Source organism: Corallibacter sp. (assembly GCF_048381695.1).
In the GTDB taxonomy this organism is placed as follows: domain Bacteria; phylum Bacteroidota; class Bacteroidia; order Flavobacteriales; family Flavobacteriaceae; genus Corallibacter; species Corallibacter vietnamensis.
Map to the genome: position 1 here is coordinate 24562 of NZ_JBLXHI010000010.1, position 15699 is coordinate 40260.

Below are 15699 nucleotides of genomic sequence, written 5' to 3' on the forward strand. Positions count from 1 at the left end.
ATAAAGTACTGCATATACTATGATATCACTATAATTTAGACTTGTTATAAGTTACTAAAATATAACTCAAACTTTCATAAAAAAAGGTTAATAAAAAAGCCCGAATGAAACATTCGGGCTTTAAAATATATACTAGTTTTCTATGTTATTATAGAACTAATTGTTTTTGTGATGGTTTGAATTTAGTAAGCACAATACCATCTACTGCTTTTTCGTATTCTTCCATAGTTGGTGTTCTTCCTAAAATAGTAGACAACACAACCACTGGCGTTGATGACAATAATGACTCACCTTTTTTCTCACCTGAATCTTTTACTACACGACCTTGGAATAAACGCGTTGATGTAGCCATAACGGTATCTCCTGGTTCTGCCTTTTCTTGGTTACCCATACAAAGATTACAACCTGGACGCTCTAAATACAACATGTTTTCATATTTAGTACGAGCCAATCCTTTTGGTGCATTATCATCAAACTCAAAACCTGAATATTTTTGTAACACTTCCCAATCACCTTCAGCTTTTAACTCATCAACAATATTGTATGTTGGTGGCGCTACAACTAATGGTGCTTTAAATTCTACTTTACCTTGTTGTGCTTCAATGTTTTTAAGCATTTGCGCTAAAATCTTCATGTCGCCTTTGTGTACCATACAAGATCCTACGAAACCTAAATCTACTTGTTTTGTTCCGCCATAGTATGATAATGGTCTAATAGTATCGTGCGTATAACGTCTTGAAGGATCTTCGTTGTTTACATCTGGATCAGCAATCATTGGTTCTGCGATTTCATCTAAATCGATAACCACTTCAGCATAATACTTTGCACTTGCATCAGGTTTTAAAGCCGATTTAATACCAGTTTTAAGCTCTTGAATTCTGTTGTTTGCTTTATCAACTAAACCTTGTAGCATTTGCTTTTCGTTATCCATACCTTTTTCAATCATGATTTGGATACGATCGCGTGCAATTTCTAATGATTCGATTAACGTTTCATCTTCTGAAATACAGATAGACGCTTTAGCTTTCATTTCAGCTGTCCAATCAGTAAATGTGAAAGCTTGATCAGATGTTAATGTACCAATGTGCACTTCAATAACACGACCTTGGAATACGTTTTCACCTTCAAACTGCTTTAACATTTGCTGTTGTGTTGCATGCACCACATCACGGAAATCCATGTAGCTTCTCATGTTTCCTTTAAATGTTACCTTAACAGATTCCGGAATTGGCATAGTCGCTTCACCTGTTGCTAAAGCTAATGCTACAGTACCTGAATCGGCACCAAAAGCAACACCTTTCGACATACGTGTGTGCGAATCTCCACCAATAATGATATCCCAATCATCCACAGTAATATCATTTAACACCTTGTGAATAACGTCTGTCATAGCATGGTATTGACCTTTAGGGTCACGACCAGTAATTAAACCGAAATCGTTCATAAACTTCATTAAACGTGGAATGTTTGCTTTTGACTTATCATCCCAAACAGAAGCTGTATGACAACCCGATTGGTAACCTGCATCTACAATTGGTGAAATAACCGTAGCTGCCATCATTTCTAATTCTTGAGACGTCATTAAACCTGTAGTATCTTGAGAGCCTACAATGTTTACTTCTACTCGTACGTTAGAACCAGCATGTAATGTTTTTCCTGGTGTCGTACCAACGGCATTTTTGTTGAATATTTTTTCTACTGCTGTTAACCCTTGGTTTTCAATAGAAATCTCTTTTGATGCAGCATATACTTGAGGAATATCAATACCTAAAGCTGCACAAGCAAAGGTTTGTAATTTTTTACCAAAAACAACTGCGTAAGAACCACCTGCCTTAATAAACTCCATTTTTTGTGGTGTTAAAGCTGTAGAAATGTCCTTTAGTTCTTTATCGCCGTTGTATAGTTTTTTTGTTTTTGTATTTATAGTAAGTACTGTTCCTGTTTCAACAGAATACACTTGTTCTAAAACTGGCTCACCATCTTTATCATAAACCGTGTTTCCATCGGCATCTTTTTTAGTTACCCAGTTTTTTAAGTCGATACCAATACCTCCTGTAACACCAACTGTTGTTAAGAAAATTGGAGCAATACCATTTGTACCAGCAATTACCGGCGCAATATTAATAAATGGTACGTATGGTGATGATGAAACTCCTGTCCAAAGTGCTACGTTGTTTACTCCAGACATACGAGATGATCCTACACCCATTGTTCCTTTTTCTGCAATTAACATCACGCGTTTATCTGGATGCTGCTCTTTTAAAGCTAACACTTCTTGTTGCATATCTTTATTATGCTCAAAAATACACTGACCGTGTAATTCACGATCTGAACGCGAGTGTGCGTCTGCACCAGGTGATAATAAATCGGTTGAAATATCACCAACACCAGCAATATACGTTACTACTTGGATTTCTTCTTCTACATCTGGAAGTTTTGTGAAAAATTCCGCTTTAGCGTAACTTTCAATAATATCTTTTGCGATAGTGCTTCCGTTTTTAAAAGCAGTTTCTAATCGCTCTGTATCAGCTTCATATAAAAACACTTGTGTTTTTAAAACCTTGGCAGCTTCTAAAGCAATAGCTTCATCGTTTCCTAAAGCTAAATCTAAAAGCACCTCAATTGAAGGACCACCTTTCATGTGCGATAATTGCTCAAATGCAAAAGCAGGCGTAATTTCTTCTACAACAGATTCACCAAGGATAATCTCTTTTAAAAATTTTGCCTTTACTCCAGCTGCACTTGTTGTACCTGGTAAGGTATTGTAAATAAAAAAGTTTAGAGAATCTTCTCTATTTGGGTTATTTACATCTTTAATTTGTGCGATAATTTCGCTGGTTAATTCAGCACCATCAATTGGTTTAGGATGCAATCCTTGAGATTTTCTTTCTTCAATCTCCTTGATGTAATCATTGTATGTTTGCATAAAAGTTATTTTACTATTAATAAATAAACTGCCATTATGAAAAATAAAGGCTCACAAAAATACAAATTATAAAGAGTATTTGAAAATATGTAATAAAATAGTAATATCAATGAATAATATTCAACAAAAAAAGACTTTTTGATATATATATTACAAAATACTCAATTCTGACATTTAAAAAATAATAAATTAACAATTTATTAGTCTTAAATTATCAATACCGCTATTTAGAACGATTTAAAATAGGCTTTCTATGATTTTTTCTATAGAAATTCCTTCGGCTTCGGCCTTATAATTTTTGATAATTCGGTGTCTAAAAATGCTTGTTGCTACTGCTTGAACATTTTCAATATCTGGTGAGAATTTTCCTTGAGTTGCTGCGTGAGTTTTTGCAGCCAGAATTAAATTTTGTGAAGCTCTAGGACCAGCACCCCAATCTATATATTGTTTTACTAAATCTGATGCAGTTTCAGTATTAGGTCTTGTTTTACTTGTCATGCGCACAGCATATTCTATTACATTATCTGCTACAGGTATGCGTCTTGTTAGTTGTTGTATATCAACAATTTCTTTTGCTGTAAACAAAGCATTGATTGTTGGGTTGTTTACAGATGTTGTAGACTTTACAACTTCTACCTCTTCTTTAAAGCTAGGGTATTCAAGATTTACAGAAAACATAAAACGATCTAATTGAGCTTCTGGTAACGGATATGTTCCTTCTTGCTCAATTGGGTTTTGTGTTGCTAAAACAAAATAAGGTAAATTTAGTTTATACTGATGTCCAGCCACAGTAACAGCGCGCTCTTGCATAGCTTCTAATAAAGCAGCTTGCGTTTTTGGAGGTGTTCTGTTTATTTCATCAGCTAAAACTATATTAGAAAATATTGGACCTTTTATAAACTTAAACTGTCTGTTTTCATCTAAAATTTCGCTACCCAATATATCACTAGGCATTAAGTCTGGTGTGAATTGAATTCTTTTAAAATCTAATCCTAAAGCTTGAGCAATTGTATTTACCATTAAGGTTTTTGCCAAACCAGGAACACCTACTAAAAGTGAATGACCACCCGAAAAAATAGAAATCAAAATTTGATCTATTATATGGTCTTGGCCAATAATGACTTTGGCTATTTCAGATTTTAAAGCTTGGTATTTTTTTACAAATGTTTCAACTGCAGCGACATCAGACATATAATAGTTTATTTTTTTAACCAGTTGTTTGTGAATTCACAATCTCTGTATTCTCCGTTTATTTTAATATAAGTATCTAAAATTTTCTCTGTTTGCCACTTGTCAATAGCTTTAAATCTTTTTTCGTTTAAGGCTAGTTCTTTTATTTTTAAATAATCTCTAGAGTAGTCTGCTACATGCTCATCTACTCTATCTGTTACACGTAAAATTTGAAATTTCACGTTGCCTGTATGGTCTCTGTCTGCTTGTATTAAACTAATTTCTCCTTCTTTTAAGTTTTGAATTTGCCCGTATAACTCTGGGTCCATTTTTGTTAATTCAAAATTGTAATCTTGTGTTACAGGGTTTATCAAGAAACCTCCTTCACTTTTTGTTTCTTTTTCATCACTATATTCTCTAGCTGCATCTTCAAAAGTAATTTCTCCATCTGTAATACGTTGTCTTACACGCTCAAGTTCTTCTTTAGCTGCTAATACTGCAGATTCTGCTACTTTAGGTATCAATAAAATGTGTCTTACATCATACTCTTGTCCTCTTATTTTTTCTAAAAAGATAATGTGATAACCAAAATCTGATTTGAAAGGTTCTGATATTTCTCCTTCTTGTAATGAAAAGGCTACATCTCTAAACTCTTTAACCATTCTTGGTTTTTTTCTGTTTAATGTATACAAACCTCCGTTAGGTATTGATGCTTTGTCATCAGAATATAATACAACTTTTGATCTAAAGCTAGATCCGTTTTCAAGAACGTCAACTCTAAATTGCTTAAGCTGGTCTATAACACGTTGTTCTTCTGCTTCAGAAGTTTTTGGTTCTATGACTATTCTTGATACTTTTAGTTCGGTTCCGAAAGTTGGTCTTTGATCTTCAGGTATTCTGTTAAAAAACTGTCTTGTTTCTTCTGGTGTTACTTCAATCTCATCAACAATTTTGTTTTGCATTTCGCTAGCAAGTTTGTTGCTTTTATTGATTTCGTACATTTCCTCCCTGAAACTTCTTTCATCTGGTTTATTATAGAAAGCAAGAAGCTCATCCATACTTTTACCTGATTGTGCTAAAAATTGCTCAACTTGATAATCTACATTGGCACGAATTTCAGCATCTGAAACAACAATACTATCTTGTATAGCATGGTGCGCATACAACTTATCTTCTAAAAGTTTACCAAATAACTGGCAACGAGTTACACCTTCAATTGATGCTCCTTGAGCTTTTAATTGAAGAATTGTACGATCTATATCTGTATCTAGAATTACAAAATCACCAACTACAGCAGCAACACCATCTATTTTTTTTGCTCCTACAGTTTTTAAAACACTGTCTGATGTTTTTGTTGCATCTTTTACTTCATCGTTTATAATTTCTTGAGCAGAAAGATTGCTTGACAAACAGCTTATAAGACCTAATGCCATTAAGTGTTTGATATTAATTATAGATTTCAAATTGTTTATTTTTAATAGCATCTTTAGTTATATCTTTTTCTAATTCTTTTATGAGTTCGAGTTTTCGTTTATTTATAACGATTTGATCTATAGTAGGCTTAACATATTCTAATGGTGCCGTACTATTACGCAATAAAACATCGTTAATTTGCATCAAATATAATCCTAATGAATCTTTGAGTTGTATAAAATTAGATTTTTTTAACAATTCATCTTTATTTTCATTATTAATCACCTGTATTTTACTTATAATTTGGTTTGTTTTAATCCAAATTGAATCGTTAAGTGAGTAGGATTTAAATTGTATTGCAATGGAATCTAGTGTTCTTTTGTCTTTATTATTATAACGCTTGAATTGTTCTTTTACTTGAGAAAAATCTAATCTGTTTTCATCTATATTTATGTAACGAAATTTTACTAAGTCTTCATTGAGTTTAAAGATTTCTTTGTTTTCGTCATAATAGGCTTTGGCTTCTTCTTGTGTTACAACAGTATCAATACTTCTTGCTACTAAAGCTTCTAGGTAAGCCGTTGCATATAAATCGTTTTTATACTCTTTTGCTAATTTATTAAACTCGTTTTGAGTATTCTCTGCCAAATTGCGTTCTGCTCCTGCTACCAATAGTTGTTGTGTAGCCCATCTGTTTATAAAATTAGTAACTTTTACAATGCTGTCTTCTTTAGAGATAGCATCCTCTTTAATAAGATCTTTAATATCATCATGATAAAGATAACTCTCATTTACTCTGGCAATAGGAACTCTGTCATCTTCTTGTTTATAAAAATATGTACAAGATGTAAGAAATACAAGCGCTAATAGTATGTAGTATTTGGGTTGCAATTTATTGTTTATTGATTTGAGTTTTTACTTTTTCTAAAACAGATTCATTTATAGTAACTTGATATTTTTTGTGTAAACCATCAAGCCATAAAGCTTCTTTATAAGATTGGTAATCGCTAATAATATTTCCTTTTGCTTCATCAAAAGTTTTAAGTGTTCTTGGCAAAACCTTATTAACTTTTGCTATACTAAAAGCATTGTTGTGCTTGTAAACACCAGATAGTCCTTCTTTAAACTCAAATGTTTTTGGTAAAGCTTGGTGTTCTTTATCCATTATTTCTGAAGTAAAAATCACATTAACCTTTCCGTTTTTATTTAAACTTTCTTTTATAGTTTCTGGAGATTCTCCCTGTTTAAGAAGCTTTTCTACTTTTTTTATAGTTTTTTTATCAGCTGAAGAAGCAACCACTGCATCGGCTCTTTTATTCCAATAGTAGTCATCTTTATGAGCATTGTAGTACTCTTGAATTCCCAACGAATCTGTTTTTGAAGTATTCCAAATTTGGGTTTCCATTAAATCAAAAAGCAATAAACCATCTCTGTATTCTGAAACTATATTGGCGTAATCTTCATTTTCATTTTCTAAATTTTCCTCACGATATTGTATTAACTCTTGCCCTAAAAAAGCATCATATTTTTCAGCAATAATCTTATTTAAAGGTTCTACTGTTTTACTTCTTTGTTGTGTTTTTAACAAGTAGTTTCCAAAATCTGCATTGGTGATTTTTTTATCGTTTATAACCGCCAATTGCTCTGCGGCTTTAAAGTTTTCTGGTAAACTCCATGTTCCGTTATAATAATCATTGGTTAAAATATGCTCAAAATAAGTCAATCCTTCTGGTTTTTGAGAAGGAATTTTATAGTGCTCTTTTAAGTCGTTTACAATAGAAGTATTGATTAATTGAGATCTTGAGTCTCTTTTTACTTTTACTTCAAGTTCAGATTTCATTTCATCAAATGAAGGAACTGGTTTTATATCATAAAGTTTTATAATATGCCAACCAAAAGCTGATTGTATTGGCTTTGACACATCTCCAATATTTTTTAGAGCAAATGCTGCATCTTCAAATTCAGACGAGCTTAATTGTCCTCCACTAAAAGGTGCTAATTTCCCACCCACTTTTGCAGAACTTGCATCTTCAGAAAATTGCTTTGCTAAAGACTCAAATGCCTCGCCTTGCTTTAATTTTGCATAAATATCATTAATACGGGTTTCTGAACTTTCTAATTTAGGGTCTTTTTTATTACTAATCATAATATGACCAACGGTGCGTTCTCCTCTAGATTCTCGCTTATCAAAAACTTGAACAATGTGATACCCAAATCGGGTTTTAAAAGGCATAGAAATATCTCCTACATTAGTATTATAAGCAGCATTTTCAAACTTATAAACCATTTTAAAACCATTAAAATACCCTAAATCTTCAGCATAAACTGTTCTACCATTATGAACATCTTGTTTTACTTTATCAAATCCTTCTTTTTTAACGCGTTCTCTTAACTCTAAAAGTTGATTATAGGCCTTTAAAGTATCTTCTGGTTTGGCAGCTTCATCTAGCCTAATTAATATGTGGCTTGCTTTTACTTCTTGCTTTATGCGGTTATATGCCTCAAGAACTAAGGCGTCAGTTACTTTATTATCTGTTAAATAATTTTTAGCTAACTGCTTTTTATAGCTTTGTAATTCTATTTTATAAGACGACTTTTCATCTAGTTTTAAGGCTTCAGCTTCTTTCAGTTTCAATTTATAGTTAATAAATAGTTTTAAATACTCATCAACATCTTTTTGAGACTCATCTTTTACTAGGTCTATATTTTTATTAAAAATTCTGACAAATTCATTAACATAAACAGGACTTTCATTTACAGAAAATAATACTTCAGATTTTTTTACTTGTGCATTACCCAAATAAAAGGTTGCTAAAAAAACAAATGCAAAAAAATATTTAACCATTGTGTAATAGAATTTTATTTTTGAATAGAAGCAAAAATAGGAATATTAAACCATAATACAAGTTGCATTAACAAACGCTTATTAAAGTTTTTTAGTATCTTTAATTTTGCATTAACAATAATGCTTTGTAAGACATATAATTATGAAATACACCACTGAAATAATTATAAAACTCTCTTTAAGTGAGTTTATTAAAAAGTTAAACTCACCAGAAAACATGAAACATTGGCAAGAAGGATTAATAGATTATGAGCATATTTCTGGCACACCAGGACAAATAGGCTCTAAAATGAGATTGAATTACAAATTAGGAAACCGTAGTATGGAACTTGTTGAAACAATTTTACACACAAAACTTCCCAATGAATTACATTTAACTTATGATACTAAAGGCATGCATAACGTGCAAGAAAATTATTTTGAGGAAACTCCAGATGGCTTTACAAAATGGACTTCTAAAAGTGAATTTATTCCAACAACATTTATGTTACGAATGGCAACTCTTGTTATACCAAATGCTTTCAAAAAACAAACTAAAAAATATATGCAAAACTTTAAAAATTTTGCTGAAAATGGAATATCTGTAGCTAATGCGTAAATTGAAACTTATATGGGATTTTCGTGGTCCTGCTGCTTTAAACACTGCAAAACACCATGAAATTCACCTAAAAGATTATATAAAAATTGAAAAGATAGCTTGTAACATCACAGGTTTTGAACCTCTTTCTGAAATGCATGCCATAGCTTATATGGTTGTTGATGAAAATGATATGAGACCTATTAGAGACGCTTTAAAACCACATAGAGGTCAAGTTTATAACGAAGAAGTGTGATAGTATGATTTTTACAGCAGCCTTATTTATACTTATAGGAATAGTTATTAAGCACGGAAAAATGTACAACTTAATAGCTGGCTACAATACTATGTCTCCTGAAGAAAAAGCCAAATACGATATTGAAAAAATAGCGACTTTATTTAGGAATGTTATGATAGCTATGGCAGTAGGTATACTTATAAGCTATGGTTTAGCTAGTTTGCTAAACATTCCAAAGATAAAAATCTTTGGAATGTTTACCTCTATTTTAATTGGACTACCCTATCTTTTAATTATGAGTAATTCTAAAAAGTATAGAAAATAATTATCTAGAATAATTAGGAGCTTCTTTAGTAATAGTTACATCATGTGGATGACTTTCATGAATACCACTTGACGTTATTTTTACAAACTTTCCTGTTTCTTTTAAAGTCTCAATATCTTTTGCTCCACAATATCCCATACCTGCACGTAAACCTCCAATAAATTGGTGAATACTTTCAAATAATTCACCTTTATAAGGAACGCGACCTACAATACCTTCAGGTACTAACTTTTTGATATCATCTTCAACATCTTGAAAATAGCGATCTTTACTACCTTGTTTCATAGCTTCAACAGATCCCATTCCGCGATAAGATTTAAACTTTCTTCCTTCGTAAATAATCGTTTCTCCTGGGCTTTCTTTTGTTCCTGCTAGAAGCGAACCTAACATTACACTATCAGCTCCTGCTGCTATGGCTTTTGGAATATCTCCGGTATAACGAATGCCTCCATCAGCAATTACAGGAACTCCAGATCCTTTTATAGCAGCTGCTACTTCAAGAACTGCAGAAAATTGAGGAAATCCTACTCCTGCCACAACACGCGTTGTACAAATAGAACCAGGTCCAATTCCTACTTTTACGGCATCTGCTCCAGCTTCAACTAAATATTTAGCAGCGTCAGCAGTGGCTATATTTCCTACTACAACTTCCAGATTAGGGAATTTAGATTTTACTTCTTTTAAAACAGCTACAACTCCTTTTGTATGCCCATGAGCTGTGTCAATAATAACAGCATCTACTCCTGCATTAACTAACGCTTCTGCTCTATCAACTGCATCACCTGTTACGCCTATGGCAGCTGCAACACGTAAACGACCATATTGATCTTTATTAGCAATAGGCTTTTGTGTTAGTTTTGTAATATCTCTGAAGGTAATTAAACCTATAAGTTTATAGTTATCATCAACAACTGGTAATTTTTCAATTTTATTTTGTTGTAAAATCACTTCAGCATCTTGTAATGAAGTTCCTTCTCCTGCTGTAACAAGGTTTTCTGAAGTCATAACCTCAATTATAGGTCTGCTATTGTTTTTCTCAAAGCGTAAGTCTCTATTTGTAACAATACCTTTTAGAGTTCCAGACTCGTCAACAATAGGAATACCACCAATACTATGTTCAGCCATGTTTTGCTTTGCATCTTGTACGATTGCCGTAAGTGGTAATGTTACAGGGTCTATAATCATACCGCTTTCAGCACGTTTTACACGACGTACTTTTGTAGCTTGCTGCTCAATAGTCATGTTTTTATGCAAAACACCAATACCACCTTCTCTAGCAATGGCTATTGCCATTCTACTTTCTGTAACCGTATCCATTGCTGCTGATACGATTGGAACATTAAGCGTGATGTTTCTTGTAAATTTTGTTTGAATACTTACTTCGCGTGGTAAAACTTCTGAAAAAGCTGGTACTAAAAGGACATCGTCATAAGTAAGTCCTTCTCCTAGAATTTTATTGTCGTGTGCTGTCATGATGCAATTACAGTTATAATTGCATGCAAATATACGATTTTATATGCTATAATAATTTTAAGTTACTGTAAAATTATTTAAAATATGATTTGCAGTAAATACGCAGTGTGGATAGCGCATAATTATAACGCTCATCTTGATTAGAAATATCACCATGAAATCTAATCGCTTTAGGCACTACTAACTTATAAAACCCTTTTCCTTTTGCCATTCTAGAAATTGTTTTTAGTGTTTTATCGCCTACATCATTATAAATATCTTGAAGCCAATAATATTGTTCTTGATAAAGCATATTTTTATCCCAATGCAAAGCCTCTTTATCTTTTAAAACGTTACCATAATAAAGCTGATTTAAGTAAGTAAATGCTTCATCAAAAACTGTTACACTTCCTTTATAAGCATACAATTTTACATCTTTTGTAGTAAAAACACTAAAGGGAAATGCTTTTGTAAGACGCAGTTTGTTAGAAATATAATAAGCCATTTTTGGCCACATTACTTCAAATCCTTTTTCTTCTAAATCTTTATACAACCACTCATAAAAATCACGTCGCTGTTTTATAGTTGCATATTCGTGTGGACGATTGTTTTGTAAATTAAAAAGGTTTGCTTTTTGCCAAGTTAGTGTATTTTTTTTTCGATCATGTTTTAACCAATCTGAAGGCTGTAAAGTTGTGAGGCCTGTTTCTTTTTGATATGATCTTAAGCTATTCCATTCTTTAGCAGATACAGAAAAACAACTTGCAAATAACACAAAACAGACAAGGCTTTTCATTACATGTTTTTACTATTAATGGTATACACTAAAAATTTTTGTTGCTTCGTTATAAGCACTTTCAAAACTCATCGCTTGCAAATCAGATGCTTTTTTACTTGTCATGTAAGATAATAATTTTTCGGTAGGCATATTACCTGTAAGGTCATCTTTTGCCATTGGGCAACCTCCAAAACCTTGAATTGCACCATCAAAACGCCTACAACCTGCATTGTAAGCTGCATCTACTTTTTCAAACCAAGTAGTTGGTGTTGTATGCAAATGTGCACCAAACTCAACATTAGGGTATTTTGGTATTAAATTAGAAAACAAATAATCAATATTTTCAGGATTTGAGGTTCCTACAGTATCGCTCAATGATAGAGTTTTTACTCCCATATTAGCAAGTCGTTCTGTCCACTCACCTACTATTTCTACATTCCAAGGATCTCCGTATGGATTACCAAAGCCCATTGAAATGTAAACAACAACTTCTTTATTAGACTTATCAGCTATTTCTAATATTTCTTTTAAAGTCACTACAGACTGCGCTATGGTTTTATGTGTGTTACGCATTTGAAAGTTTTCAGAGATAGAAAACGGATATCCCAAATACTGTATTGGCTTATGCTTTGAAGCATCTTCAGCACCTCTGACGTTGGCTATAATTGCTAGCAGCTTACTTTTTGTATTACTTAAATCTAATTGAGATAAAACATTTGCAGTATCTACCATTTGCGGTATCGCTTTTGGTGATACAAAACTTCCAAAGTCTATGGTATCAAAACCAACACGCAATAACGATTGGATGTATTGTACTTTTTTTTCTGTAGGAATAAAAGCCTTAATGCCTTGCATAGCATCTCTAGGGCATTCAATAATTTTTACTGTGTTGCTCATTACTGTCAAAGATAGTAAAGAAAAACATGAACGAAAACGTTTTCTTTAAAACTAAATTAAAATCAAAATGGCTATTGCAATAAAAACAACTATTTGTAACCATTTTAAAATACCTCCTATGTGTTTGTGCGATTTTATATAACTTGATATATGTCCTGAAAGTATTGCTATAGCTGAAAATATAAGTAATGAAACACCCATAAAAAGAAACCCTAAAACATAAAACTGAATTACTGTACTTAATGTATTACTAAATAAAAACCCCGGAAAAAATGCTAAAAAGAATATGGTTACTTTAGGGTTTAACACATTCATAATAAACCCTTGTTTAAACAACTGTGTTGTTGTTTTTTTAGGAACATTATCATCTGACACTTCTAGGCTACCATCAGATTTATATACTTGATAAGCCAAATACACTAAATACAAAGCACCTAAAAGCTTGATAGCAAAAAACAAACTTTCACTTTGTTTGATAATTGCCGAAACGCCAAAAGCTAAAAGTGTTGTGTGTATTATACATCCAGAGATAAGTCCTGCAACAGTTGCCAAACCATACTTTTTGCCATGGGTAACACTTTGTATTAAAACATATATATTATCAGGTCCTGGCGATATAGCCAAAGCTGCTGTAGCAAAAACAAACGATATGAGTATCTCGTAGTTCAGGTTTATCTTTTTAATAATGCTTTATTGATATCTCGTATCAATTTAGGGCCTTCATAAATAAAACCTGTGTAAAGTTGTACTAAATCTGCACCAGCATCTATTTTCTCTAGCGCGTCTTTTGCTGAATGAATTCCTCCAACACCTATAATAGGAAAAGCCTTATTACTTTTTTCTGATAAAAATCTAATTACCTCTGTAGATCTGTTTGTTAATGGTTTTCCACTTAAACCTCCAATTTCTTTTTTGTTTTCAGATTTTAATCCTTCTCTAGATATTGTTGTATTGGTTGCTATAACGCCATCTATTTTAGTTTCAGCAACAATATCAATAATATCCATTAATTGATCATCACTTAAATCTGGAGCAATTTTTAGCAAAATAGGTTTTGGTGTTTCCTTATCTGCGTTAAGATTTTTTAATGTTTGTAACAGCTTTGTTAATGGCTCTTTATCTTGAAGTGCTCTTAAATTAGGTGTATTAGGAGAACTTACGTTTACAACAAAATAATCAACATAATCAAATAAAGCTTCAAAACATATTTTATAATCTTCAACAGCGTGTTCATTAGGTGTTACCTTGTTTTTACCTATGTTTCCGCCTATTAAAACACCCGAATTATTCTTTAAACGTTCTACAGCTTCAAAAACGCCACCATTATTAAATCCCATTCTATTTATTATGGCTGCATCAGCCTTAAGTCTAAACAAACGCTTTTTAGGGTTTCCTGATTGCGGTTTTGGTGTCAATGTTCCTATTTCCACAAAACCAAACCCTAAATTTCCTAACTCATTAAATAGTTTTGCATCCTTATCAAATCCTGCGGCTAACCCTACTGGATTTTTAAAAGTTAATCCAAAAAGTGTTTTTTCTAAACGCTTATCTTTTACTGTATATAAGCTTCTAAAAAGACTCGGCATAAATGGTAATCTATTTAAAAAACGAATAAGAGAAAAAGTAAAATAATGAATACGCTCTGGATCAAAAAGAAAGAAGACTGGTCTTATTAATAGTTTGTACATAATTGGTTGTGTTGTGGTGCAAAAATAGGACGTATTTCATGAATAATGCTAACATTAGTTTTATAAATTATTGGTATTTTTGAATACGTTATTAACAAATCTTGCCTAAAAAAAAGACTAATGATAAATAAACAAGAGATAATTGACCGATTTATAAGCTATGTAACCGTTGACACAGAAGCAGACCCAAACTCCGAAACAACTCCTAGCTCTGCCAAGCAATGGGATTTAGCTCATGCTTTAACCAAAGAGCTTATTGCTATAGGTATGAAAGATGTTACAATAGACAATAATGCTTACATTATGGCTACACTACCTAGTAATGTAGATCACAAAGTACCTGCAATTGGATTTATTTCACACTTTGATACAACACCAGATTTTACAGGAGCTAATGTTAAACCTCAAATTATTGAAGATTATGATGGGAAAGACATTGTGTTAAATGCCGAAGAGGATATTATACTATCTCCTGATTATTTTGAAGACTTGCTTTTATACAAAGGACAAACCATCATCACAACAGACGGAACTACACTTTTAGGTGCTGATGACAAAGCTGGTATTGCTGAAATAATTACCGCTATGAAATACCTCATAGACCACCCTGAAATAAAGCATGGTGACATAAAAGTTGGTTTTACACCTGACGAAGAAATAGGTCGTGGTGCACACAAATTTGATGTAGAAAAGTTTGGTGCAGATTGGGCTTACACCATGGATGGTAGCCAAATAGGAGAATTAGAGTACGAGAATTTTAATGCTGCTGGTGCAGTAGTCACTATAAAAGGGAAGATAGTACACCCTGGTTACGCAAAAGGCAAAATGGTAAATTCCATGTACATTGCTACAGAGTTTATAAATTCACTACCAAGACTTGAAACACCAGAACATACTGAAGGCTACGAAGGCTTTTTCCATTTATGTGCTATTAATGGAGAAGTAGACAAAACAACACTAGAATATATAATTCGAGATCACGATAAAGGACATTTTGAAGCTAGAAAAGAAGTTATGCAAAAACTAGCTTTTGAATTAAACTCGCAATACGAGCGTGAAGTAATCACAATAGACATAAAGGATCAGTACTTTAATATGAAAGAAAAAGTAGAACCTGTAATACATATTGTTGACATTGCTGAAGAAGCCATGAAACAGTTAGATATTAAACCACTTATCAAAGCTATACGTGGTGGTACTGATGGTTCTCAATTAAGCTACATGGGACTACCTTGTCCTAATATTTTTGCTGGCGGACATAATTTTCATGGACGATATGAATATGTTCCTGTAGAAAGTATGATAAAAGCTACAGAAGTAATATGTAAAATAGCTGAACTTACTGCTGAAAAATATAAAAAATAATCACTTTTATATATCATAAAAAAAA

14 protein-coding genes are annotated in these 15699 nt (G+C 32.5%); 4 read left to right on the forward strand and 10 right to left on the reverse strand.

Going from position 1 to position 15699, the window contains the following annotated elements:
- Nucleotides 1-148: 148 nt before the first annotated feature.
- From ACN5J3_RS12170 to ACN5J3_RS12190, 5 genes are all read right to left on the reverse strand, one after another.
- Nucleotides 149-2926: a bifunctional aconitate hydratase 2/2-methylisocitrate dehydratase gene (locus ACN5J3_RS12170; RefSeq protein WP_417289486.1), complete on the reverse strand. Its 2778-nt coding sequence runs from the start codon at nt 2924-2926 to the stop codon at nt 149-151.
- 237 nt (nt 2927-3163) lie between these two features.
- On the reverse strand, nt 3164-4117 hold the full coding sequence (locus ACN5J3_RS12175; protein WP_418511913.1) for an AAA family ATPase: 954 nt from the start codon (nt 4115-4117) through the stop codon (nt 3164-3166).
- Between the two features lie 8 nt (nt 4118-4125).
- The gene (locus ACN5J3_RS12180) at nt 4126-5580 is read right to left on the reverse strand and encodes a peptidylprolyl isomerase (RefSeq protein WP_417289488.1); all 1455 of its coding nucleotides are present in this window, start codon (nt 5578-5580) and stop codon (nt 4126-4128) included.
- Entirely contained in the window at nt 5543-6400 is an 858-nt protein-coding gene (locus ACN5J3_RS12185) for a peptidyl-prolyl cis-trans isomerase (RefSeq protein WP_417289489.1), read from the reverse strand. Before ACN5J3_RS12185 ends, ACN5J3_RS12180 begins: the two co-directional genes overlap by 38 nt.
- 1 nt (nt 6401) lies before the next feature.
- On the reverse strand, nt 6402-8354 hold the full coding sequence (locus ACN5J3_RS12190; protein WP_418511914.1) for a peptidylprolyl isomerase: 1953 nt from the start codon (nt 8352-8354) through the stop codon (nt 6402-6404).
- 142 nt (nt 8355-8496) lie between these two features.
- Here ACN5J3_RS12190 and ACN5J3_RS12195 point away from each other — a divergent pair, with 142 nt between their 5' ends.
- From ACN5J3_RS12195 to ACN5J3_RS12205, 3 genes are read left to right on the forward strand one after another with little or no spacing between them, the layout of a single operon-like run.
- A complete protein-coding gene (locus ACN5J3_RS12195) occupies nt 8497-8952 on the forward strand; it encodes an SRPBCC family protein (RefSeq protein ID WP_418511915.1) in 456 nt (151 codons plus the stop codon).
- The gene (locus ACN5J3_RS12200) at nt 8945-9187 is read left to right on the forward strand and encodes a hypothetical protein (protein WP_418509538.1); all 243 of its coding nucleotides are present in this window, start codon (nt 8945-8947) and stop codon (nt 9185-9187) included. The genes ACN5J3_RS12195 and ACN5J3_RS12200 overlap by 8 nt, the downstream gene beginning before the upstream one ends.
- Nucleotides 9188-9191: 4 nt before the next feature.
- Nucleotides 9192-9494 (forward strand): DUF3784 domain-containing protein, encoded by a 303-nt coding sequence (locus ACN5J3_RS12205; RefSeq protein ID WP_418511916.1) that lies wholly within the window; start codon nt 9192-9194, stop codon nt 9492-9494.
- On the opposite strand, the gene guaB is transcribed toward ACN5J3_RS12205, so the two are convergent.
- The 5 genes from guaB to ACN5J3_RS12230 form a co-directional block, all read right to left on the reverse strand.
- Nucleotides 9495-10967: an IMP dehydrogenase gene (gene guaB, locus ACN5J3_RS12210; protein ID WP_344729186.1), complete on the reverse strand. Its 1473-nt coding sequence runs from the start codon at nt 10965-10967 to the stop codon at nt 9495-9497.
- Between the two features lie 73 nt (nt 10968-11040).
- Nucleotides 11041-11742: an Insecticidal toxin complex protein gene (locus ACN5J3_RS12215; protein WP_418511917.1), complete on the reverse strand. Its 702-nt coding sequence runs from the start codon at nt 11740-11742 to the stop codon at nt 11041-11043.
- A gap of 15 nt (nt 11743-11757) precedes the next feature.
- Nucleotides 11758-12621 carry a hydroxymethylglutaryl-CoA lyase gene (locus ACN5J3_RS12220; RefSeq protein WP_418511918.1) on the reverse strand — a complete coding sequence of 288 codons (864 nt, stop codon included), beginning with the start codon at nt 12619-12621 and terminating at the stop codon, nt 11758-11760.
- 51 nt (nt 12622-12672) lie between these two features.
- Entirely contained in the window at nt 12673-13290 is a 618-nt protein-coding gene (locus tag ACN5J3_RS12225; protein WP_418511961.1) for a LysE family translocator, read from the reverse strand.
- A 2-nt stretch (nt 13291-13292) separates the two neighbouring features.
- Complete coding sequence (locus ACN5J3_RS12230; RefSeq protein WP_418511919.1) at nt 13293-14309, reverse strand: quinone-dependent dihydroorotate dehydrogenase; 1017 nt, start codon at nt 14307-14309, stop codon at nt 13293-13295.
- A gap of 120 nt (nt 14310-14429) precedes the next feature.
- Here ACN5J3_RS12230 and pepT point away from each other — a divergent pair, with 120 nt between their 5' ends.
- Complete coding sequence (gene pepT / locus ACN5J3_RS12235) at nt 14430-15674, forward strand: peptidase T (RefSeq protein ID WP_417289498.1); 1245 nt, start codon at nt 14430-14432, stop codon at nt 15672-15674.
- Nucleotides 15675-15699 lie beyond the last annotated feature (25 nt).